19 protein-coding genes and 2 riboswitches are annotated in these 22,931 nt (G+C 38.7%); of the genes, 17 read left to right on the top strand and 2 right to left on the bottom strand.

Features of this window, described 5'->3' with window-relative positions; translation table 11 throughout:
• Positions 1-84: 84 nt before the first annotated feature.
• Positions 85-192, bottom strand: a riboswitch (TPP riboswitch).
• Between the two features lie 180 nt (positions 193-372).
• Positions 373-469, top strand: a riboswitch (TPP riboswitch).
• A 66-nt stretch (positions 470-535) separates the two neighbouring features.
• From thiD to trmFO, 14 genes are all read left to right on the top strand, one after another.
• Positions 536-1,342, top strand: coding sequence for a bifunctional hydroxymethylpyrimidine kinase/phosphomethylpyrimidine kinase (gene thiD / locus EO116_RS00535; protein WP_127160183.1), 807 nt, complete (start codon positions 536-538; stop codon positions 1,340-1,342).
• Positions 1,343-1,436: 94 nt separating this feature from the next.
• The gene (gene thiE / locus EO116_RS00530) at positions 1,437-2,108 is read left to right on the top strand and encodes a thiamine phosphate synthase (RefSeq protein ID WP_206168299.1); all 672 of its coding nucleotides are present in this window, start codon (positions 1,437-1,439) and stop codon (positions 2,106-2,108) included.
• Between the two features lie 378 nt (positions 2,109-2,486).
• A complete protein-coding gene (gene glyQ, locus EO116_RS00525; RefSeq protein ID WP_009354040.1) occupies positions 2,487-3,362 on the top strand; it encodes a glycine--tRNA ligase subunit alpha in 876 nt (291 codons plus the stop codon).
• A gap of 1 nt (position 3,363) precedes the next feature.
• Positions 3,364-5,397 (top strand): glycine--tRNA ligase subunit beta, encoded by a 2,034-nt coding sequence (glyS, locus tag EO116_RS00520; RefSeq protein ID WP_127160182.1) that lies wholly within the window; start codon positions 3,364-3,366, stop codon positions 5,395-5,397.
• Between the two features lie 6 nt (positions 5,398-5,403).
• Complete coding sequence (locus EO116_RS00515) at positions 5,404-6,297, top strand: zinc metalloprotease HtpX (RefSeq protein ID WP_127160181.1); 894 nt, start codon at positions 5,404-5,406, stop codon at positions 6,295-6,297.
• 70 nt (positions 6,298-6,367) lie between these two features.
• Complete coding sequence (locus EO116_RS00510) at positions 6,368-7,261, top strand: DUF4261 domain-containing protein (RefSeq protein WP_127160180.1); 894 nt, start codon at positions 6,368-6,370, stop codon at positions 7,259-7,261.
• A 170-nt stretch (positions 7,262-7,431) separates the two neighbouring features.
• Positions 7,432-7,773, top strand: a complete 342-nt coding sequence (rplS, locus tag EO116_RS00505; protein ID WP_009354025.1) for a 50S ribosomal protein L19 — start codon at positions 7,432-7,434, stop codon at positions 7,771-7,773.
• A 249-nt stretch (positions 7,774-8,022) separates the two neighbouring features.
• Positions 8,023-8,916 (top strand): ribosome biogenesis GTPase YlqF, encoded by an 894-nt coding sequence (ylqF, locus tag EO116_RS00500; RefSeq protein ID WP_127160179.1) that lies wholly within the window; start codon positions 8,023-8,025, stop codon positions 8,914-8,916.
• Complete coding sequence (locus EO116_RS00495; RefSeq protein WP_370447255.1) at positions 8,903-9,706, top strand: ribonuclease HII; 804 nt, start codon at positions 8,903-8,905, stop codon at positions 9,704-9,706. The genes ylqF and EO116_RS00495 overlap by 14 nt, the downstream gene beginning before the upstream one ends.
• A 264-nt stretch (positions 9,707-9,970) precedes the next feature.
• Positions 9,971-10,327 (top strand): YraN family protein, encoded by a 357-nt coding sequence (locus tag EO116_RS00490; RefSeq protein ID WP_127160177.1) that lies wholly within the window; start codon positions 9,971-9,973, stop codon positions 10,325-10,327.
• A gap of 15 nt (positions 10,328-10,342) precedes the next feature.
• The gene (locus EO116_RS00485) at positions 10,343-11,914 is read left to right on the top strand and encodes a YifB family Mg chelatase-like AAA ATPase (protein WP_127160176.1); all 1,572 of its coding nucleotides are present in this window, start codon (positions 10,343-10,345) and stop codon (positions 11,912-11,914) included.
• The gene (dprA, locus tag EO116_RS00480) at positions 11,915-13,018 is read left to right on the top strand and encodes a DNA-processing protein DprA (RefSeq protein WP_127160175.1); all 1,104 of its coding nucleotides are present in this window, start codon (positions 11,915-11,917) and stop codon (positions 13,016-13,018) included.
• A gap of 13 nt (positions 13,019-13,031) precedes the next feature.
• Positions 13,032-15,281, top strand: coding sequence for a type I DNA topoisomerase (gene topA, locus EO116_RS00475; protein ID WP_127160174.1), 2,250 nt, complete (start codon positions 13,032-13,034; stop codon positions 15,279-15,281).
• Positions 15,278-16,597 carry a methylenetetrahydrofolate--tRNA-(uracil(54)-C(5))-methyltransferase (FADH(2)-oxidizing) TrmFO gene (trmFO, locus tag EO116_RS00470; RefSeq protein ID WP_127160173.1) on the top strand — a complete coding sequence of 440 codons (1,320 nt, stop codon included), beginning with the start codon at positions 15,278-15,280 and terminating at the stop codon, positions 16,595-16,597. The genes topA and trmFO overlap by 4 nt, the downstream gene beginning before the upstream one ends.
• Before the next feature lie 183 nt (positions 16,598-16,780).
• On the opposite strand, the gene lgt is transcribed toward trmFO, so the two are convergent.
• On the bottom strand, positions 16,781-17,593 hold the full coding sequence (gene lgt / locus EO116_RS00465; protein WP_127160172.1) for a prolipoprotein diacylglyceryl transferase: 813 nt from the start codon (positions 17,591-17,593) through the stop codon (positions 16,781-16,783).
• A gap of 139 nt (positions 17,594-17,732) precedes the next feature.
• Here lgt and EO116_RS00460 point away from each other — a divergent pair, with 139 nt between their 5' ends.
• Genes EO116_RS00460 through EO116_RS00450 form a run of 3 tightly spaced genes read left to right on the top strand, consistent with a single transcriptional unit; the run spans position 17,733 to position 22,172 of the window.
• Entirely contained in the window at positions 17,733-19,160 is a 1,428-nt protein-coding gene (locus tag EO116_RS00460) for a glycosyl hydrolase family 18 protein (protein ID WP_127160171.1), read from the top strand.
• Between the two features lie 51 nt (positions 19,161-19,211).
• Positions 19,212-21,680, top strand: coding sequence for a leucine--tRNA ligase (gene leuS / locus EO116_RS00455; protein WP_127160170.1), 2,469 nt, complete (start codon positions 19,212-19,214; stop codon positions 21,678-21,680).
• A gap of 12 nt (positions 21,681-21,692) precedes the next feature.
• A complete protein-coding gene (locus EO116_RS00450) occupies positions 21,693-22,172 on the top strand; it encodes a dCMP deaminase family protein (protein WP_127160169.1) in 480 nt (159 codons plus the stop codon).
• A 141-nt stretch (positions 22,173-22,313) separates the two neighbouring features.
• Here the strand turns inward: EO116_RS00450 and EO116_RS00445 are convergent, their stop codons facing one another.
• Positions 22,314-22,808, bottom strand: a complete 495-nt coding sequence (locus EO116_RS00445; protein ID WP_164726011.1) for an S-adenosylmethionine decarboxylase family protein — start codon at positions 22,806-22,808, stop codon at positions 22,314-22,316.
• Positions 22,809-22,931: the final 123 nt, after the last annotated feature.

Genomic DNA, 22,931 nt, shown 5'->3' with positions numbered 1-22,931 from the left:
AGATGATAGATATTCTTAAGATACCTAGTATTGCAAACAGGAACCATATGGTAATGTGTCCTTATGTGTTTGTATAGGTACTACAAAAATATACTAATATATCCCTACGTTGGCATTATCCAAATCAGGTTATGGGTTAGTAGCACGTAGCCACTTCTCAGCCCACTTTAGTGAGCACCCCTTATAGATGTATTATACGAATTGAATGATACTACGTCAATAGGAATGTATAGGTGAATGTAATATATTATATGAAATACATAGAATATTTGAATATCTATATTGAGAGGAAATATCTTTTAGTGAAAGTAGCTTAGCTGTAATTTATTATATTGCATTGGAGTATATTTCATGTTATAACTAAATTAATATAAGAACCACTAGGGGTGCTTATGCTGAGATTGATGAGTATCAAAACCCTAGACCTGAACCAGATAATGCTGGCGGAGGAAAGTGGATGGCATCGAATACTAGACATTGTACAAGAACCGTCCAAAGGATTGGTTCTTTTTTGTTACTAGTAAAGGAGATACCTATGAAATTACATAGAGCATTAACGATTGCAGGAACAGACCCAACAGGTGGTGCAGGGGTGATGGCGGACTTAAAAAGCTTTCAAAGTCGTCATGTCTATGGAATGGCTGTTATTACATCCGTGGTGGCACAAAATACAAGAGGTGTAACGCAAATTGCCCATATGGATGTATCCATGATTGAAGCACAGTTACAATCGGTGTATACAGATATTGTGCCGGAAGCAGTGAAAACGGGTATGTTAGCCACAGCAGAGATGATGGAACTAATCGGCACCTACATAGATCCTAAGGTACCCTATGTATTAGACCCAGTGATGATTGCCACCAGTGGGGATCGTTTAATTTCCGATGAGGCTGTGAAAGCCTTACAAAGCAAATTGATTCCGAAAGCGACCTTGATTACACCGAATCGTAGTGAAGCTGAGGTATTGGCAGAGATGAAAATTGATACGGTAGAAGCTTTGCATACCGCTGGAGTGCGTATATTACAAGAATTAGGCCCTCAAGCGGTAATCATCAAAGGTGGTCACATTGGAGATGAGGCTACAGATTACTTGTTTACAAAAGATACCATGTCCATGCGTCGCTCTTGGACAAGTCCTAAATATGACACAGTACACACCCATGGCACAGGTTGTACATTCTCTGCTGTTATAACAGCAGAACTAGCTAAAGGGAAATCCTTGGAAGATGCCATTACCATTGGTAAAGAATATATCCGATTAGCTATCTTGCATAATCCAGGGTTGGGCACAGGCAATGGACCAGTGAATCATATGGCCTATGGGGATGAATATTCTGAGTAATACAGGTATGATCCATATCATATCAACCATACTTAGTGTCGTGGTATACTATAAGTAATCTGTTTTGGTTGTTATATAAGAAACGAGGATTATTTTGAAACATCATGATATAGATACAGTGCGCTCCATGATGGGGTTGTACTTCATTTGTGGAACACCGAATACGAAGGATATTCACAAGACCCTTACAGAAGCTTGTAAAGGGGGTATTACTTGCTTTCAACTTCGTGAAAAAGGAGAAGGTGCTTTAGTAGGTGACGAAAAAGAACAGTTGGCACGAGAGTTACAACACATTTGTAAGGAATATGGAGTTTCTTTCATCATTAATGATGATGTAGAATTAGCTGAAAAGATAGACGCTGATGGCGTCCATGTGGGACAAGACGATATGGACCTTGACGAAGTACGCAAACGATTGCCTAACGCCCTTGTGGGGACGTCTATTAACTCTGTAGAAGAGTTAGAGAACACAAAGTTGGACTATGTGGATTATATTGGTGTAGGTCCTATGTATGAAACAAGCACAAAAAAAGATGCCAAAACTGTGCGAGGCCCAGAATTAATTTTGGCGTTACGTGCTCATAATCCGACTATCCCAATGGTGGCTATTGGTGGCATTAATCGAGATAACTTTGATGATGTCTTAGCGGAGCCAGTGGACGGTATTGCGGTGATCTCAGCCATTACGGAAATGGAAGACATCGAATATGAAACTGCCATGTGGATAGAGAACATGGAATGGTGTAAGATGTTCTTGGAAAAATAATGTACAGAACATATTGCTGGATTATTGAAGAATATGGGTATAGTTAAAGTAATGAAAAACTTACATCGTTGATTCAGCGGATACACCTTGACACTAACCACTTTTATCCATACAATAGTATATATACATAGGCGATGAAGCAGAGGAGTATACTCCCCTTAGCGAGTGAGGATGGTGAAAGCTCACAATGGAGTAGAAGGCGCTGTGGAGTATGAGCAGGAACGTTGTATCATACTAGGTATGGACAATTAGTAAAGGCTATTTTTTAAAAGAGGGCATTAGCCAATTAGGGTGGAACCGCGGGTATATCTCGTCCCTGTAGCGATTTTCGTTGCAGGGACTTTTTTTATTCCCTGTAAAACATAAGGAGGAATGGAAATGACATTTCAAGAGATGATTTTTACACTCCAAAACTTTTGGGGTGAACAAGGTTGTATTTTACAACAACCATATGACATTGAAAAAGGGGCAGGTACCATGAACCCTGCTACATTTTTACATGCCTTAGGACCTGAACCTTGGTCTGTATGCTATGTAGAACCATCCCGTCGTCCAGCAGACGGCCGTTATGGTGACAATCCAAACCGTTTATTCCAACATCATCAATTCCAAGTGATTATCAAACCGTCTCCAGATAATATTCAAGAATTATACTTGCAAAGTTTGGCGGCTCTTGGCATTCATGCAGAAGATCATGATATCCGTTTCGTAGAAGATAACTGGGAATCTCCAACATTAGGTGCTTGGGGTCTTGGTTGGGAAGTATGGTTAGACGGTATGGAAGTAACGCAGTTTACCTATTTCCAACAAGTGGGATCTATCGATGTAAAACCAGTGTCCGTTGAAATCACATATGGTTTAGAACGTTTGGCTATGTACATTCAAGGTGTAGAAAATGTGTATGATCTACAATGGAATGAACAATACACATACGGCGATGTATGGCATGCGAACGAAGTAGAACAATCTACATATAGCTTTGAATTAGCTGATACAGATATGTTGTTCAAATTGTTCGACATGTACGAAGCTGAGGCTACACGTGTATGTCAATTAGGCTTTGTATTGCCGGCTTACGATTATGTATTGAAATGTTCCCACACATTTAATTTGCTAGATGCACGTGGTGCCATTTCTATTTCTGAAAGAACAGCTTTCATCGGTCGTGTTCGTAACATGGCTCGTATTTGTGCGCAAAACTATTTGGCGAAACGAGAAGAACTTGGTTTCCCATTGTTGAAAGGAGATAAATAAGATGGCTAAGGATTTACTCTTTGAAATTGGGGCAGAAGAAATTCCTGCAGGATTTTTGCCAAATATTATCAAACAATTAGGTGAATTAGCAACAGCTGCATTGGCAGAGCGTCACATTCCACATGGCTCTGTGAAAGTGTATGCTACACCTCGCCGTGTTGCATTACTTATCAATGACGTAGCAGAACGTGGTGAAGATGTACACGAAACTCATAAAGGTCCATCTGTGTCTATTGCCTATGATGCTGACGGCAATGCTACAAAAGCAGCTATCGGTTTTGCTCGCGGTAAAGGATTAGACGTATCTGAATTGAAAGTAGTAGATGGATACATCTTTGCTGACACAACGACAGCTGGTTTAGATACAAAAGAAGTCTTATCTGACGTGTTACCATCCTTGATTACAGGATTAAGCTTCCCTAAATCCATGCATTGGGGCGATTTAGAAGAACGTTTCGTTCGTCCAGCACGTTGGTTGGTGGCATTATTTGGTCAAGACGTAGTACCTGTAACATTCGCTAATGTAACTAGCTCAAATGTAAGCCGTGGACATCGTTTCTTAGGTGAATCTGAATTGACCATAGCAGAACCAAAAGATTACTTAGATACACTAACTAAGAACTTCATTATGATCGACCAAGACGTACGCCGTGAAACAATCCGTAAACAATTAACAGAACTAGCAGCCACAAAAGGGGCTACTGTGGTATGGGATGAAGATTTATTGGATGAAGTTACATTCCTAGTAGAATATCCAACAGCTCTTTGTGGTACTTTCGATGAAAGCTACTTAACTTTGCCATCTGATTGCATTATTACACCAATGAAAGACCATCAACGCTACTTCCCGATGGTGGACGGCAAAGGTAAATTGCTTCCTATGTTCTTAACAGTTCGCAATGGGGATAGCAAATCTCTAGAAGTAGTAGCAGCTGGTAATGAACGTGTACTTCGTGCTCGCTTAGACGATGCGAAATTCTTCTTTAACGAAGACCGTAAAACGCCATTAGCAGGTCGTTATGAAGCATTGACAAAAATTGTCTTCCAAGAAGGATTGGGCAATTTAAAAGATAAAACAGAACGTCTATTAACATTAGGTGTTGCGTTAGCAAAAGAAGTAGGCTTTACAGATACAGTTACCTTAGAACGCGCTACACACCTTGCTAAAACAGACTTAACGACAGGTATGGTAAGTGAATTTACTGAATTACAGGGCATTATGGGCAAAGAATATGCTTTACTAGATGGCGAAACACCAGCTGTAGGGGAGGCTATTTTTGAACAATACTTACCTCGTTTTGCTGGGGATATCTTGCCAAGTACCGATGCAGGACGCATTTTAAGTATTGTTGACAAAGTAGATACTATCGTAGCAACGTTCAGCCGTGGTTTAATTCCAACAGGTTCTCAAGATCCATATGCATTGCGCCGCCAAACAATCGGTATCATCAACATCTTGATGGACAGCAAATGGTCCTTATCCATGCGTCCAATCTGGGTGAAAGCAATGGAATTATTAGGCGTGGCTAGTGAAAAACAAGAAGAATTACTAGGTCAATTAGAAAACTTCTTCATCCTTCGCTTGAAAAATATCTTGTTAGAACAAGGTATGCCATACCAAGTAGTGGATATCGTATTGAGCCAAGATACTGTGACTGTAGCACTAGCAGAAGGTTTAGGACAAGCGTTAACAGCTAATCGCCTTGATGAAAACGAACCATTAATGCAGGCTTACACACGTATTTTTAATATGGTAAAAGACGTGACTTTCACAGGTGTTGACGAATCCTTGTTAAAAGAAGATTCTGAACAAGCCTTGTACAAAGCTGCATTGCCAGTATATACAACGAATCGCAATGCCTTAGAGGCGGGGGACTATGTGAAAGCTGTAAGTTTAGCAGAATCCTTGGTGCCGTATATTGAAACATTCTTTGAACATGTTATGGTTATGGATAAAGACGAAGCTGTGAAACAAAATCGTCTTCAATTATTGCGTATGACTTATGAAGTAAGTAACTTAGGCAAATTGAAGTAGGTTCTTATGATTGTTACGGTATTAACATTTTTTGCCAATCTGTTCATCATTGGTAGCATTGTGTATATGTATCAAGTCATCTTTGGACCTATTGATCATCCTTTTCTGATGAAAGCGATGGACCTCTTTCATGTGCGTATTAACCTGGAAAATATTAGCTATGCCGTAGCAGGTACCTCTGTGTTACTTGTGGCGGCACTAGCGCAAATTCCTTGGTTTCATCGCATTACCATGTGGCTCTATGGGGGACGTCGTCCCCTAGGGCAAGAGGTAGAGATTCTGCAGATGATTCAGAAGGATATACAAAATCATACGGGCATCGATATGTCTCAATTCGACTGGTTTATCAAAAATGATGATTCTATCAATGCTTTTGCAATGGGGCATAATCGAATTTGTATCAATACGGGGGCTATCATACAGTTGCCTTATGATGAATTATTGGGCATAGTGGCTCATGAAATGGGACATATTCATCATAAAGATGGGGCCTATGGATTTTCTTGTTTCTATATGAACTATTTGGGACAAATGTGCATTCGTGTGTACGAACTATTTGCGCGTGTCATATTATGGATTCAATATTTGCGATTGCCGATAATTACATTTATTGTACAAATCTTCTACCTATGCGTGGTATTGCAGATACTTTTCATGCAGTGGGTTATTAAAGCGCCTTTGATTATTATTGACTTATTCACTGGTAGACGAGCCGAATATCGGGCGGATAAATATGCTTATGAAATCGGCTTAGGCGCTGAATTACATAATGCATTAGTTACCTTGCGTAATTATACTGCTGAAAGTAGTGAAAGTGGTCTCATGAGTAAACTCTATAGCACACACCCAGCCACAGAAAAACGTATTGAACGATTGCGACAATATGTGGAGGGAAAGTAAGGTCTCACGTATTGGTGCTGAAAATATGATGGATGTATCGCATCTATAGTGTAAGAGAGGATGCCCACTTATGAACGAAGAAGTAACGAATAACGAATTTAATTCATTAAAAGAAGATGAGAAAAACAATATATATTCTGACTATGCTAACGAAGAAGGTTCTGCATCAGAAGAGAAAGCTGTAGGCTCATTTTGTGGAAGTGTTTTACTTTCAGAAGATGTATGGGATAAAGAAAAATTAATCAGCGATTTAAAAGCGGATTGGGAAATTGAACTATCAAAAGAAGATACTGAAGATGAAGATACAATCGTTGCCTATTTTGATAAATGTAGCATTATAATCAGTAATTTCCCTGCACCTGTACCAAATGAAGAAGCTGAAATAAACGCAGAAAATAATTGGATGTGGGAAGAGGCTGTAGAGGTTACAAAGACTCATAAGGCTCACATTTTTGTAGCTATTTTGGGGGATGAAGAAGATGTAATATCAAGGGGTATACTTTATACGAAAATTATGGCTACTTGCTGCAAGCAAGAAAACGCCATTGGCGTATTCACATGTGGTGTAGTATTTGAGCCTAGTTATTATATGCAATCTGCTGAGATGATTAGAGATGGGGAGCTTCCAATTTTTACCTGGGTATGGTTCGGCTTATATAGGAGTAAAAATGGGCTATCTACCTACACTTATGGAATGAAAACTTTTGGAAAATTAGAGCTTGAAATCTTAGATGTCGATGAAGAAGCAGGAAAATTGCTATCGTTTATATCTTCAATTTCATCATATGTATTGCAAGATGATGTGGAATTTAAGGATGGAGAAACAATAGGACTTTCTACAGATGATATTCATCAAATCACACGGAGTAAAGGTGTTGCTCTTCCTGATCAGGACACACTGAAGATTTCTTATAAAAAGAAGAAAAAGAAGTCTTGGTGGAAGAGATTAGGAGAATTTTACTAGGAAAACTGAATTTATTAAATTCTAAATAGACCTGAGTGTTTTTTTATATTCTTAAAATTCCTACTTGCATAAAAACTTTTATTTATGATAGAATAATACTGTTAATTTGAGATGGTCCTCTGCTTATAAGGTGTAAGTAATGAACGTCTGCAAAATAGGAGGAAAAAATCGTGAATATTATTGATGTATTAGAAAAAGAACAGCTTCGCTCTGACATTCCTGAGTTCCGCGCTGGTGATACTGTAAAAGTACACGTAAAAGTTGTGGAAGGTAGCCGTGAACGTATTCAGGTTTTCGAAGGTTTGGTAATCAACCGTCAAGGTGGTTCCGTTCGTGAAACTTTCACAGTTCGTCGTATCGCTTCTGGCGTTGGTGTTGAACGTGTATTCCCACTTCACAGCCCACGTCTAGCAAAAATCGAAGTAACTCGTCGCGGTATCGTTCGTCGTGCTAAATTGTACTACTTACGTAACCTTACTGGTAAAGCTGCTCGTATTCGCGAAAAACGCTAATTTAAAAGGGTTAGCCATGAGACGTAAGTCTATGGCTAGCCTTTTTTTATTTCCTTTAGAAACTGCTAAATAGTAGGGCATATTAGTTATGAAATCATAGATGGGAGTTTGCTACTTGATAGTCGATTTTATATACTTTCATAAAATGAATATAGTTTGATAGTAGTATGTCATAAAAGATATTAGATTAGCAGAAAAAATAACAGTAAAATGAGCATATGATATAGATAATAGACGAATAGGTGAAGTATGAGTCAAGAAATTTTTCCAGTCGTGCAGTGGTTCCCAGGCCATATGGCCAAAGCCACTCGCATGATTACGGAACATAAAAAGAAAGTAGATGTGGTTATCGAATTATTAGATGCGCGTATTCCACGGAGTAGTGCCAACCCAGTCATCCGAGAATTGATCGGAGATAAGCCACATGTAGTGATTTTAAATAAATGCGATTTGGCGAATCCGAAAGCTACAAAAGAATGGATTGAATTTTTCAAAAAAGAAGGTATTCATGCTATTGCTATTGATTCTAAAAATGGAAAAGGAAATAAGCAACTCGTGAAAACCGTAGAATCCTTAGCACAGCCGATCATCGATAGATGGCTAAAAAAAGGTATCAAAGGTCGCACAGTGCGCACTATGATTCTAGGGATACCCAATGTAGGAAAGTCTACTTTAATTAATAAATTAGCTGGTTCTGCGGCGACAAGAACTGCCAATAAACCTGGTCATACAAGAGGTCAACAATGGGTGAAAGTAGGTAAGAATTTGGAACTGTTGGATACTCCAGGTGTGTTGTGGCCTAAGTTTGAAGACCAACGAGCGGCTGCACGGTTAGCGATGACAGGAGCTATTTCCGATGATGTATATGATTTAGACTCTGTTATCAAGCAGTTATTGGCATATTTAGAAGAGCATGAACCGACATTATTGCATGAACGCTATAAATTGACGGAAGAAGAGCGTACATCTGTAGATACGATGTTAGAGGCTATTGGTCGTCGTCGTGGTTGTCTAGTAAGCGGTGGCGTCGTAGATTATGACAAGGTACGTCGTGTGATCTTAACCGATTACCGCAATAATAAATTGGGATATATTACCTTTGATGGCGTCGATGAGGAGCCGTACTATGTTGACGAAGAGTGAGTTTCACGATTTAAAAGTAAAAGAAATTAAAGACCTATTGCAAGGAGAATGTCCCTTTGACTATATACAATGGGCATTGGAGGATTCCCGTGAATCTGTGAAGAACGCTGCTGGTGTGTATTTACGAAAGCAGAAAAAACTCCTAGAAGAGCAACAGCGTTTAGAAGCTATGTACGCTTATGAAGAAAGCTTTTACGAGGAAGGCAAATACCTAATCGCTGGTGTAGATGAAGTAGGTAGAGGTCCTATTGCAGGTCCTGTGACAGTAGCAGCTGTTATCTTACCACCTCATTGCAAGCTAGTAGGGTTGAACGATTCCAAAAAACTAACGCCAGAAAAACGAGATACCTTATTTGATCAAATCATGGAGGTAGCAGTAGCGGTACACTGTGTGTCCTATGAGGCAGAAGTCATTGATACACTCAATATTTATGAGGCTACACGACAAGCTATGTATGAGGCGATTCGTAATTTGCCAGTACAGGCAGAGGCTGTATTATCGGATGCGATGAAATTACCAGATTTAGAGGTACCTGTAGAATCTTTGATTAAAGGAGACTCTAAAAGTGCATCTATTGCGGCTGCTTCCATTGTAGCAAAGGTAACACGTGACCGCTTCATGGAATCTATGGACGAAGAGTATCCAGGATTTGGGTTTGCGATTCATAAAGGATATTATACAGATGTACATAAGCAGGCGATAAAAGACCTTGGCATTACACCATTACATCGTCATAGTTTTGAACCTATCAAATCGATTGTGGCAGGTAAGCCTGTAGAAGAAATCTAAGTATTAGTATATCGTTTAGGTTATACATGCTTAGGATACCTATAAAGATATCTCTGCCTATAGCGATTCCATTGTTTGAAAATGGTTATAATATTATATTACTTATAAAAGCATTCTTATAGAGTATTCTATGAGGATGCTTTTTTGCATATCGATAATTGTATATGGATTATAACACTCTTGGTATAGTACACTCCTAACAGTGTGGGTTGTACGGTTTACATTCTTTTGTAATGAAAGTAATGTAGAACTAAGGAGGTGCCTATGAACCACATTGAATTAGGAAGATACGGTGAAGACCTAGCTACCAACTATTTGAAAAGCCAAGGCTATGATGTATTGGAACGAAATATACGCTATCGATTTGGTGAAGTAGATATTATCGCTAAAAAAGAGAATATGCTCATTGTAGTAGAGGTGAAAACAAGACGGACCCAAACCTATGGAATGCCCTGCGAGGCGGTGCATTGGAAAAAGAAACAACACATACGTCATGTCATATCTATGTTTTTGGCAACCCGTGATATAGAGTATGAATCTATACGATTTGATGTCATAGAAGTATATGTGCCTCAAATGGGAGATTCTGAATTACGGCATATGAAAGCGTGTCATTTATAAGATGGGAGGAGTATCATGTATGCAAAAACCTATGGAGTATGTGTGAATGGTATTGATGGATATGTGGTGACCGTAGAAGTAGATATTAGCCCAGGTCTACCAAGCTTTGATATTGTTGGTTTACCAGCGACCTCTGTGAAAGAGGCAAAGGAGAGAGTGCGATCGGCTATCAAAAATGGTGGCTTTGAGTTTCCTATGAAGAGAATTGTGGTCAATCTAGCACCTGCCCATATTCGTAAAGATGGGTCTTCTTTAGATTTAGCCATTGCCATGGGAATTTTGGCCGCTCAAGAATCGGGAAAACACAAGAAAAAGGAGTCTATACATTGGAATCACCATATATTTATAGGAGAATTATCGCTAGATGGTTCCTTGCAACCAGTGATGGGGATGTTATCTATGGTGATGGGAGTGACAAATCAGGAGTTAAGGAATGACAATAATTATCTTTCTATGGTAAAAGACATTATTGTGCCTATAGGAAATCATGAAGAGGCTATTAGTGGGGCCTCTATACCTGTATATGGACTATCTACATTAGCTGCAGTTGTGGAAGTATTAGAGCATCCTGAAAAGAAAGAAAATCTATGTGCACAGATAGCTATAGTGCCATCAAAATATAGTACGGAAATACTAGATTTACAAGATGTAAAAGGGCAAGTAATGGCAAAACGAGCCTTAGAAATATCTGCTGCTGGTGGTCATCATTTACTGATGACAGGACCTCCAGGTTCGGGAAAAACCATGTTAGCTAAACGATTGCCGTTTTTATTGCCTCCTCTTTCACGGGAGGAGCAACTAGAGGTAAGCCACATTTATAGTGTAATGGGTTTATTAAAAAGTGGCCGATTAATGGAACAACGACCATTTCGCAGTCCTCATCATACGAGTACATTAGTAGCTATGGCGGGAGGAGGACAACCGCCCAAACCAGGAGAAATTACCTTGGCACATAAAGGCGTTTTATTTTTGGATGAAGCACCAGAATTTCGTAGGCCTGTCATAGAGGTTCTGAGACAGCCCTTAGAAGAACGACAAGTACATATTGCACGGATTGGAATGGCAACCATCTATCCTAGTGATTGTATTGTTGTCATGGCTATGAATCCATGTCCATGTGGATGGTTTGGAACGGAAGAAGATCATCGATGTACTTGTACAGCTACGCAAATTCAAAGATACCAACGAGTGTTATCAGGACCTATTTTGGATAGAATGGATCTAGTAGTACCCGTAGAAAGACCTACTTTAACAGAGATATATGCCCCTAAGGATGAAGATAGTACAGAGCAAGTACGTAGCCGTGTTATCCGTGCTAGATCTATGCAAACTGAAAGATATAAAGGGACGAATATTGGGGTGAACTCACATTTAAGTCATAGTGATATAGAAATGTATGTGAAACTTTCTGAGCAAGCTAAAGAATTGCTAGATTCAGCTTTTACTACATTACATTTGAGTTTACGTAGCTATGACCGCATTATTAAAGTGGCAAGAACAATCGCTGATTTAGCAGAATCTGAGGAGATTTTAACAGAGCATGTGTCAGAAGCCTTGAGTTATCGGCAGGTACAGGAGGGATTGTAAATGAAAGATGAAATTTATGCGAGTGCTCTCCAACATGTAGTAGGATTAGGAAATGCAAGCTTAGGTAATTTGTTTACCTATTACGAAAGTGCCAAAGAAGCTTGGCATCATGTGTTACATCACAATGTGGAACCATCATTGGGTTGTAAATATGAATTATTTGATGAAATTCGCCGTCCTATCAATGAAAGCTTTCTATTACAATTAGAAGAAGATTTAGAGCGTTATCATATGGAAGTGCTTACTTGGGAATCTCCATACTATCCAAAATCTTTATTAGAAATTTATAATAGTCCCCGAGTGTTGTATGGACGTGGGAATATAGAAGTGTTGCAACATACGGATCGTTCTTTGGCGATGGTAGGCGCTAGAAAGTGCTCTACCTATGGTGTACAAGTAGCTAGACACTTTGGACGGGCTTTATCTAATTTAGGCATTATTGTTGTTAGTGGAGGCGCCATGGGGATCGATCGTGCTAGCCATGAAGGGGCCTTGCAAGGACAAACTCCAACGATTGCTGTTATGGGCTGCGGTTTAAATGTAACCTATCCAAGAACAAACCGGAATTTATTTTTAGAAATTTTAGAAAAAGATGGATTGCTAGTATCAGAATATGGACCGCATATGCAAGCAAAGAGTCATCACTTTCCTTCACGAAATCGAATTATCAGCGGTATGACGAGAGGCACTATTGTGGTGGAAGCAAAAGCTAGTAGCGGATCGTTGATTACTGCTGATATGGCGATTAATGAAGGGAGAGATGTATTTACCATACCTGGTAATGTATTGACGCATACTTGTGATGGAAATCATTGGTTGATTCAACAAGGAGCTACAGTATTAACAGATCCTGAACAAGTATTGCGTGAATATGGTTGGCAAAAAGTCGCAAAGTATAGTAACATGGATAGTAATAAAGTAAACATAGTGAATGAAGAAGAACAAAGTGTGTTGAAGGCTATGAATCCTGGTGGAAATACAACGATTGAAGAACTTGTACATACCACGCAATTGCCTTTATCAAATCTTCATACATTGCTGTTACAATTAGAGCTAAAACAAATGATTACACACACCCCTCAGGGGTACGTGCTACATACTTAGAGGAGGAAGATTTTTGGCCATTACTAGATCCTTCGTTACAGGGGAGAAGAAAAAAGACAAAGATACAAAAGAAACTGTCAAAACAAGCGCCAACGTACCAGAGTCTAGACCTTTGGTCATGCGTCCAGAACCGATTGAAATAGAGTATAAACGAACTTTCAAAAAAGATGGAAAAACTTTAATCATCGTGGAATCACCAGCAAAGTCAAAAACCATTGAAAAGTTTTTAGGTGATGATTATGTGGTAAAAGCTAGCATGGGCCATTTAAGGGATTTACCTAAAATGCAAATGGGTGTATCTATAACTAATGGTTTTTTACCTAGATATTTGAATGTACCAGGTAGAAAGGCTGTTATTGAAGATTTGCGCAAAGAAGCAGATAAGGCGAAGGCTGTGTATCTGGCAACTGACCCTGACCGTGAAGGAGAAGCCATCTCTTGGCATTTAGCACATATTTTAAATATAGATGGTACTACGCCATGTCGAGTGACATTTAATGAAATTACCAAGCATGCTATTCAAGAGGCGATGGCAACACCTAGACCGATTGATATGCATATGGTGGATGCTCAACAGGCTCGTCGTGTGTTGGACCGTATTGTAGGCTATAAATTAAGTCCGTTGTTGTGGAAAAAGATTTGCAAAGGACTTAGTGCCGGACGTGTTCAATCTGTAGCTGTACGCATTATCTGCGATCGGGAACGAGAAATCCAAGCATTTATTCCAGAAGAATATTGGACTATTGAAGGTGTGTATCAAACAGCTAAGAATGAACAATTTGATGTGGTAGTGACACACAAAGGTGATGAAAAGCTAACGATTTCTAATGAGATAGAAAGTAATGAAGTGTTACGTGTTATTCGTGACCGTGAAAGTGTAGTTAGTTCTGTACAATCACGGCAACGTAGTCGCAAAGCACCAGCTCCATTTACGACGTCGACGATGCAACAAGAAGGTGTACGCAAACTGAATATGAATGCAAAGCGCATTATGTCTGCAGCACAACATTTATATGAAGGTAAAGAAATTGGGGGCTATGGTCATGTAGGTTTAATTACCTATATGCGTACGGATTCCACTCGGGTATCAAAGGAAATGCAAGAAGCGGCTAAAGTCTATATTCTCAAGACCTTTGGGAAGGAGTTTTATCCGAGTAAACCAAATGCATTTGGAGCGAAGGCGAATGCTCAAGATGCGCATGAAGCGATTCGTCCTACCATGTTGGAATTACCACCTAAAGCGGTAGCGTCCTATCTATCTAGTGATGAGTTAAAATTATATACCTTGATTTGGAATCGATTTTTAGCGAGTCAAATGGCTCCACAGAAAAGTGAAACGATAACTATGCAATTTCACGTAGATGAGTATACATTGAAGGCTTCTGGAAATCGTGTAATATTTAAAGGTTTTACAGAAGTCTATGAAGACGCTAAAAAAGAGGATGACCATATACTGCCAGCCCTAGAGGAAGGGCAAGCTATTATGCCTATCTCTATGGATGGTATACAGCATTTTACGCAACCTCCAAGCCGTTATTCTGAGGCAGGTCTTATCAAAGTATTAGAAGAACAGGGAATTGGTCGACCAAGTACGTATGCAGCTACCATTGATACGATCTTAAAACGGAATTATGTGGAGCGTAAGGATAAACAATTTATTCCTACTGATTTAGGATTTGCCGTGGTGGAATTTTTAACAACTCATTTTGAAAAGTTCATTAATACGAAATTTACTGCCTCTATGGAGGAAGATTTAGACCATATTGCACAAGGGACTAACTTCTACGAAGCTGTTATCCATTCATTTTATGATAGTTTTGAAAAGGAATTATACACAGCTGAATCGGCTGAGAAGATAGAGCTGGAGGCAGAGAAGAGTGGTATCCTTTGTGAAAAATGTGGACATGATATGGTCTATAAATTAGGGCCTTATGGTAAATATTTAGCATGTTCTAACTTTCCAGATTGTCGAAATATTAAGTCCATTACAGTTAGCACGGGAGTGACATGTCCTAAATGTAAATCTCATGAGATTTTAGAACGTAAATCCAAGAGAGGTCGTGTTTTTTATGGTTGTGAAGGGTATCCATCTTGCGATTTTACAATGTGGGATAAACCTATTGATAAAACTTGTCCCGTTTGTGGTAGCTTAATGGCTGAAAAAGTATATAAAAATGGAAATAAAAAAGAGTTTTGTTCCAATCCTGACTGTGAAACAAGGCCAAAACGTAAACCTAGAACAAAGAAAGAAGATAAAGAATGAAAGATTTTGTAACTATTATTGGAGCTGGTCTTGCTGGATCTGAGGCAGCTTATCAACTGGCTAAGCGTGGTATTCCTGTGCACTTATATGAAATGCGTCCCAAAGTGTCTTCACCGGCTCACCATACAGATCAATTTGCAGAGTTAGTATGCTCTAACTCTTTGCGTGCGAATACGATAGAAAATGCAGTGGGGCTTTTGAAAGAAGAAATGCGTCGTTTAGACTCTTTAATCATGGAATCTGCCGATGCTACTCAAGTTCCAGCAGGTGGTGCCTTGGCTGTAGATCGTCATGCTTTTAGCAAAAGAGTCACAGAACGTATTAAAGAACACCCTTTAATCACAGTGATTCATGAAGAAGTGACAGAGATTCCAGATGAAGGTATTGTTATTTTTGCAAGTGGTCCACTCACATCAGAAGCGTTAGGGACTAAGATTAAAGAGTTAACTGGTTCTAAAGATTTTTATTTCTATGATGCGGCAGCGCCGATTGTAACAGCAGAGTCTTTAAATTACGATAAAGTATTTGCAGCCTCACGGTATGATAAAGGGGATGCAGATTATTTAAATTGCCCTATGACGAAAGAAGAATATGATGTTTTCTATGAAGCGTTAACTACAGCCGATGTAGTACAACCAAAAGATTTTGAGAAAGAAATCTATTTTGAAGGTTGTATGCCTGTGGAAATTATGGCATCCCGTGGGGTAGATACATTGCGCTATGGACCTTTGAAGCCGGTTGGTCTCGTAGATCCGCGGAACAATATTGAGTGGCATGCAGTAGTGCAGTTACGCAAGGAAAATAAAGAAGCTACTATGTACAATTTAGTGGGCTTTCAAACGCATTTAAAATGGGGCGAACAAAAGCGAGTATTCCAAATGATTCCAGGTTTAGAGAATGCAGAATTTATTCGCTATGGCGTGATGCATCGGAACACGTATATTAACTCTCCAGAACTGTTAAACCACGCATTTCAATTGCAATCTAACCCACGATTGTTCTTTGCTGGTCAAATGACAGGTGTGGAAGGGTATTTAGAATCAGCAGCGGCGGGTATGATGGCAGCCATCCAAGTGGCACGTGTATTACAGGATAAAGAATTTGTTACATTCCCAAAAACAACAGCTCTTGGAGGTCTAAGTCATTATATCAGTGCCTATGAAGGTTCTAATTTCCAGCCAATGAATGTCAATTTCGGAATCATGGAACCTTGGGGAGCTAAAGTACGTAAGAAAAAAGAAAAGAATGCATTAATTGCTCAACGTGCATTAGAAGAACTAGAGGCATTAATTGTAGCAGAAGAATTACTGTTTTAATGAATAGTTTTGTACTTGATAGATATAGTGCTTTACATATGCAAAGGCAAGAGAATTTTGCGATATTTGAAATTTTATAGATAAGAAAAAGAGGAAAGGATTTGCTATGCGCATCCTTTCCTCTTTATATTTGTTATTAGTTTGATTGTATAGGCATCACTTTGTGTTGAAACTAATGAATCATTATTTTCTTTTTTTGCCTTTCTCTGTAGGGAATATATGCGTATCCGTTGTTCCTTTATAATGAAGGTATAGCCAGATACCAAAGGATATGGCCATGACAATTAAGCTTGTAACCTGTGCTGACTTAAAGCCTAATGTTAGGTTTACATAATCTCCACGCAGGAATTCTAGGAAGAAGCGCAAGCCAGAATACAAGAATGCATATAAGCAGAAAATTTGTCCTTTTTTATGAGGGAACACGTTAGCCAATAGTAAGATAACAAACAAAATAATATCTACTTGACCTTCCCATATTTCAGCAGGCCATAATGGTTGATTACCATAAGTGCGGTATGCCAAAGTAGTTTCTGGATAGAGAATACCGAAATTTCCCCCAGTAGGATGACCGAATGCATCACCATTCATGACATTCGCCATACGTCCCACAGATTGACCTACCATAAGGGCTGGTGCAAATAAATCAGCAAATGCCCAAGGGTCTACCTGCTGTTTCTTTAAATAGTAAATTCCAGCAATAGCACCTAATAGTACGCCACCTTGGATAGCCATGCCACCTTGCCATACGTATGGAATTTCTAATAAGTGATTATGATAGTATCCCCAGTCAAAGAAGAATACATCCCATAGTCGAGCACCGATGATACCAGCTATAGCAACAGTAATGGTAAAATCCACCATATGTTTTTCCCATCCACGGCCATCTTTTTTCATAATGAAGTAGCCTACAATAGCAGCACTAATAATACCTAAAGCTAGAAGTAAACCGTAGGCGCGTACTGGAAAGCCTCCAATAAAAAATAAATATTGATGCATAGAACCTCCTATTATTTCTATTTAAAATGTTTCTAACAAATCCTACCTTTGTAGTGTACCATAAATTTTAGAGAAATAGTATAGTGTTCCCACTATATAGGCTGAATGTGATATAATATAAAGGTTAAAAGGAGCGCTTATGAAACACTTACAATTTATGAAACATATGGTGCTAGGAATATCGGCATTTAGTTTGTTTGCTTCTTATCCAGTAGCAGAGGCAGCAATCCATATTCCCTTTCCAGCACTTTCCAATACAACAACAGCAGTTGAAGCTACACAATATGTAGGTCCTATGTTGTATATTCCAGAAAAACAAGAAGTTACATTACCTATCACCATGGTATTTGATCCTATAGTATCAGAAACGGCGTATGATAAAAAGTATGTACAGAATGGTACATCAATTATGTCTCCCAGCTGGTTTGAATTGACTACGACTGGTCTAAAAGCTAGTTCTAAGCTATCGTATGACTATGTGAATAGTTATAAGGAAAAAGGCTATCGCGTATGGCCTTTGATTACAAACCAATTCGATCCAGATATGACTAGTAAAATACTCGCTAATGAATCGATGTGGGAACGATACAAACAAGGTCTTATTAATTATGCTACAGAGTATGGTTATGATGGATATAACTTTGATTTTGAAAATGTTCATTACAAAGATAAAGCACAGCTAACTAAGTTTGTGGATTTTCTTGCTAAGGGATTGAGAGATTATAACCTACATAGTTCTATTGATGTAACGGGCTATTCTAGTAGTGAAAACTGGTCTTTAGTGTATGACCGCAAGGCCTACGCAGATGCAGTAGATTATGTAGTACTTATGGCGTATGATGAAACTTGGGCATCTAGTGATACAGCAGGACCAGTGGCCTCCTATCCATGGGTGAGAAAGCATACAGAGCAAATGCTTTCAGAAGTACCAGCATCAAAAATTGTATTGGGCATCCCATTTTATATGCGTGAGTGGTCTATACCGGTGAAAGGTTCTTGGGAAGGAAAAGCAAAAAGTAAAACACTAGCCATGTCCAAAGCGTTGGACTTAGAACGTGAATACAGAGATGTGATGCGCTGGGATGAGCGATTAAAAGGTAATTATTTAACGTTGACGAATAAAAATGGTGTCTATGGTATTTATGATGAAAAGAAACCATATGAGGGGACACTCACAAAAATTTGGTTTGAAGATCCACAGTCGTTAAGCTATAAAGTGGGTCTTGTAAAAGAATTACAACTTGCAGGAGTCGCGGCTTGGCGCAAAGGTTTTGAAGCTAGTAATGTGTGGCCGGTACTGAGCTTTGCTCTAGATGGTGCTAATACAAATAGTACTGAAAAGGGGAAAGCAATTTCAGACAAAAAAGATTATAAAAAAGAACTAAAAAAACAAGAGAAAAAGAAAGATAAGAAGAAAAAATCTAAACATACAGATACTTCAGAAGTGACAAAGATTTCTAAAGACGGTAAAGAAATTGTGTTACAGTTTAAGAAAACGCATAAAGACACTGATGAAACAGGTGTTGTAACGATTACAAAAGAAAAAAAGTCTTTGCCTAAAGACTAAGACTTGGAGTATACTTAAGAGTATTAATACATACAATTGAGGAGGCATAACATGTACGAGAAATACGTGGCACAAGACATTGAGAAAAAATGGCAACAATATTGGGAAGAGTCTGGAGTGTTTAAAACAGAGTATGACCCAAGTAAAGAAAAATATTATGTGTTAGAGATGTTCCCATACCCATCTGGTAACTTACACATGGGTCATGTGCGTAACTACTCCATCGGTGATGTAGTGGCACGTTTCAAAAAAATGCGCGGTTTTAATGTATTACATCCAATGGGATGGGATGCATTTGGTATGCCTGCGGAAAATGCAGCCATTAAAAATGGCGTATCTCCTAAAGATTGGACATTAGATAATATTGCTAATATGACGCGCCAACAAAAAGAATTGGGCTTGTCCTATGACTGGGGCCGTGAAGTTGCGACTTGTAAAGAAGATTACTATCGTTGGACACAATGGATATTTCAACAATTTTATAAAAAAGGCTTGGCTTATAAAAAAGAAGCCAAAGTAAACTGGTGTGAACATGACCATACAGTATTGGCTAATGAACAAGTTATTGATGGTAAATGCTGGCGCTGTGATAATGATGTAGTGAAAAAAGACTTAAAGCAATGGTTCTTTAAAATTACAGACTATGCAGATCGTTTGCTAGACGATTTAGATACATTGGACCAATGGCCTGACCGTGTAAAAGCAATGCAACGCAATTGGATTGGTCGTAGCGAAGGTACACAATTTGCGTTCCATGTACCTAAAATTGATAAAACTTTTGAAGTGTATACAACACGGGTAGATACTTTGTTTGGTGTGTCCTATGTGGTGTTGGCACCTGAGCATCCGTATGTAAAAGAATTGATTCAAGATGCATCCAATAAAGCAGAATTGGAAGCTTTCATTGAAACATTGCGCAACCAAAGTGATATTGAGCGTACTTCTACAGAAGCAGAAAAAGTAGGTATGTTCACAGGTTCTTATGCGACACATCCAATCACTGGCAAAGAAGTGCCAATTTGGATTGCTAACTATGTACTAGCAGACTATGGTACTGGTGCTGTTATGGGTGTTCCAGCTCATGATGAAAGAGACTATGCCTTTGCTAAAAAATATGATTTACCTGTGAATTGGGTGATTCAAAATAGTGCTCAAGATTTGGACTTCCAAACGTTAGATGCTGCCTTTACAGAAGATGGTATATTGGTGAACTCCGGCGACTTCAGTGGCAAAACTTCCGAAGAAGCACGCCAAGCATTGGGTGATTATTTCACTGAACAGGGAACAGGTCGTAAAACTGTAAACTTCCGTCTTCGTGACTGGTTGATTTCTCGCCAACGCTATTGGGGCTGTCCAATTCCTGTGGTGTACTGTGAAAAATGTGGAGAGCAATTAGTTCCAGAAGATCAATTACCAGTAAAGCTTCCAGAAGATGTATCCTTTGATGGTGGTGCAATTTCTCCATTAGCTACATCTGAAAACTTCCTAAACACAACATGTCCATGCTGCGGTGGTCCTGCTCGACGTGAAATTGATACAATGGATACATTCATTGATTCCTCTTGGTATTTCTTACGCTATGTAGATGCTCGTAATGATCAAGAAGTATTCAACAAAGAAATCGCAAAATACTGGATGAATGTAGACCAATACATTGGTGGTATTGAGCATGCGATCTTGCACTTATTATATGCACGTTTCTTTGTGAAAGTACTACATGATATCGGCTTAGTAGAAGTGGATGAACCTTTCAAAGCCTTGTTAACACAAGGTATGGTGTTAAAAGAAGGTTCTAAAATGTCTAAATCTAAAGGCAATGTAGTATCTCCGGAAGAAATCATTGCCAAATACGGTGCAGATACAGCTCGTTTATTTATCTTATTCGCAGCACCAGTAGATCGTGATCTGGATTGGAGTGACCAAGGGGTAGAAGGTTCCTATCGTTTCTTAGGTCGTGTATGGCGTATTATCGATACATACCAACAATTAGGTACAACAGGTCATCATGATAGCTTATCCAAAGATGAAACAGCATTACGTCGTGAATTACATCGTGCTATCAAAAAAGTAACAGAAGACTTAGATGGTAAATTCAATTTTAACACTGCCATCAGTACTGTTATGGAGTTGGTAAATGCTATGTACCAATTTAAAGATAGCCATGACTCTGTACAAAGCGATTTAGCAAAAGAATTAGTTGAAAAATTAACTTTATTACTAGCACCATTTGTACCACATATTACTGAAGAAATCTGGCATGAATGCGGATTTGATGGCTCTGTCCATGCTGCATCTTGGCCGACTTATGAAGAATCTGCTCTAGTGGTAGACGAGGTAGAAGTGGCAGTTCAAGTGAATGGCAAAGTGCGGGATAAATTGACAGTATCTGTTTCATTATCTAAGGAAGAACTAGAAGCCGCTGCAAAAGCATTACCACGTGTACAAGAGTTTACAGAGGGTAAAACTGTTGTGAAAGTGATTGTAGTACCTAAAAAGTTAATTAATATTGTAGTCAAGTAAAACGAGGTTCCTATGGAAAAACGTAAGGACTATATTAGTTGGGATGAATACTTTATGGGTGTTGCTATGTTAGCAGGGCAACGTTCTAAAGATCCTAATACCCAAGTAGGAGCTTGCATTGTAAGTGATGATAATAAAATTTTATCTATCGGATACAATGGTATGCCCTTAGGTTGTGATGATGATGATTTCTCTTGGAATCGTAACCGGGACGAAGACAATAAATACTTTTATATCGTTCATAGTGAATTGAATGCCATATTAAATTATCGTGGTGGTTCCTTAGAGGGCAGTAAAATCTATGTCACTTTATTCCCTTGTAATGAATGTGCCAAGGCCATTATACAAAGTGGCATTAAAGAAGTAATTTATTGGCGTGATGATTACAAAGATACACGAGAAGTGCAAGCATCAAAACGATTGTTTCAAACTGCGGGAGTAACGATTACGGCTTATGAACCAAGCGGTAGACAATTATCGTTACAACTGTAATTGAATTGACTACATTTGTATATAATAAGGCTGAACTTGAGGAGATATTCCTAGGTTCAGCCTTTTATGTTGGAACAGTATAATATCGAACAAAATAACGGCTAGTTCCAATTATGACCTAGCCGTTAGTATGTTCGATGTTTATTTGTTATTTCCTATTACTTTTTTGATAGCTTTTACGCCCTTAGAAGTAATATTTTTACCAGTTTTTGTCAATCGTGTTCGAGTGCGTGTGACTCTACCCATAGCAGTCAGAGAAGACTGTTTGCGAGGCTTCATGTCTCTTTCATTACCGAAGTCGCCACGACGGATACTAGTAGCCTTTACTTTTTCAGAACCTACAGAACGTTGTAACTCTTTCATAATTACTTTGGTTTCTACAGATTTTTCAAATGTATATATATCTGCCGCTACATAGCCTAATTGTGGGTACGCATGAAGAATTACATGGCAATGATGGGATACGGCTACCAAGAAGATTTCATCTTCTAAAATTTGGCAATCAATTTCCTCAACACATTGATTCGTAATTGCTAAGGCGTTTACAATAGCATCTTGTAATACAGCAGGGGATTCTATTTTTTCATCGATGCAAGAATATAAATCAATTAAGACGTGCTCACCTAAAACGTGCATGTTTTCACCTACTTTCATTCATAGTCTATTATATAAGATAATTTTAATTTTGTAAATTTGTTATACTTTTTTGTAATAGTACTAATTATAAAAATTAATTATAGAATTTACTAAACTCTACTA

It is taken from the genome of Veillonella sp. VA137, from assembly GCF_003992015.1.
In the GTDB taxonomy this organism is placed as follows: Bacteria; Bacillota; Negativicutes; order Veillonellales; family Veillonellaceae; genus F0422.
This window is presented reverse-complemented; position numbering and strand designations above follow the sequence as displayed.

Bases quoted from the DNA above. Each gene is read 5' to 3' on its own strand.
- thiD (WP_127160183.1), top strand. From the start codon at position 536: ATGAAATTACATAGAGCATTAACGATTGCAGGAACAGACCCAACAGGT.
- glyQ (WP_009354040.1), top strand. From the start codon at position 2,487: ATGACATTTCAAGAGATGATTTTTACACTCCAAAACTTTTGGGGTGAA.
- glyS (WP_127160182.1), top strand. From the start codon at position 3,364: ATGGCTAAGGATTTACTCTTTGAAATTGGGGCAGAAGAAATTCCTGCA.
- EO116_RS00515 (WP_127160181.1), top strand. From the start codon at position 5,404: ATGATTGTTACGGTATTAACATTTTTTGCCAATCTGTTCATCATTGGT.
- EO116_RS00510 (WP_127160180.1), top strand. From the start codon at position 6,368: ATGAACGAAGAAGTAACGAATAACGAATTTAATTCATTAAAAGAAGAT.
- ylqF (WP_127160179.1), top strand. From the start codon at position 8,023: ATGAGTCAAGAAATTTTTCCAGTCGTGCAGTGGTTCCCAGGCCATATG.
- EO116_RS00490 (WP_127160177.1), top strand. From the start codon at position 9,971: ATGAACCACATTGAATTAGGAAGATACGGTGAAGACCTAGCTACCAAC.
- EO116_RS00485 (WP_127160176.1), top strand. From the start codon at position 10,343: ATGTATGCAAAAACCTATGGAGTATGTGTGAATGGTATTGATGGATAT.
- dprA (WP_127160175.1), top strand. From the start codon at position 11,915: ATGAAAGATGAAATTTATGCGAGTGCTCTCCAACATGTAGTAGGATTA.
- trmFO (WP_127160173.1), top strand. From the start codon at position 15,278: ATGAAAGATTTTGTAACTATTATTGGAGCTGGTCTTGCTGGATCTGAG.
- lgt (WP_127160172.1), bottom strand. From the start codon at position 17,593: ATGCATCAATATTTATTTTTTATTGGAGGCTTTCCAGTACGCGCCTAC.
- EO116_RS00460 (WP_127160171.1), top strand. From the start codon at position 17,733: ATGAAACACTTACAATTTATGAAACATATGGTGCTAGGAATATCGGCA.
- leuS (WP_127160170.1), top strand. From the start codon at position 19,212: ATGTACGAGAAATACGTGGCACAAGACATTGAGAAAAAATGGCAACAA.
- EO116_RS00450 (WP_127160169.1), top strand. From the start codon at position 21,693: ATGGAAAAACGTAAGGACTATATTAGTTGGGATGAATACTTTATGGGT.
- EO116_RS00445 (WP_164726011.1), bottom strand. From the start codon at position 22,808: ATGCACGTTTTAGGTGAGCACGTCTTAATTGATTTATATTCTTGCATC.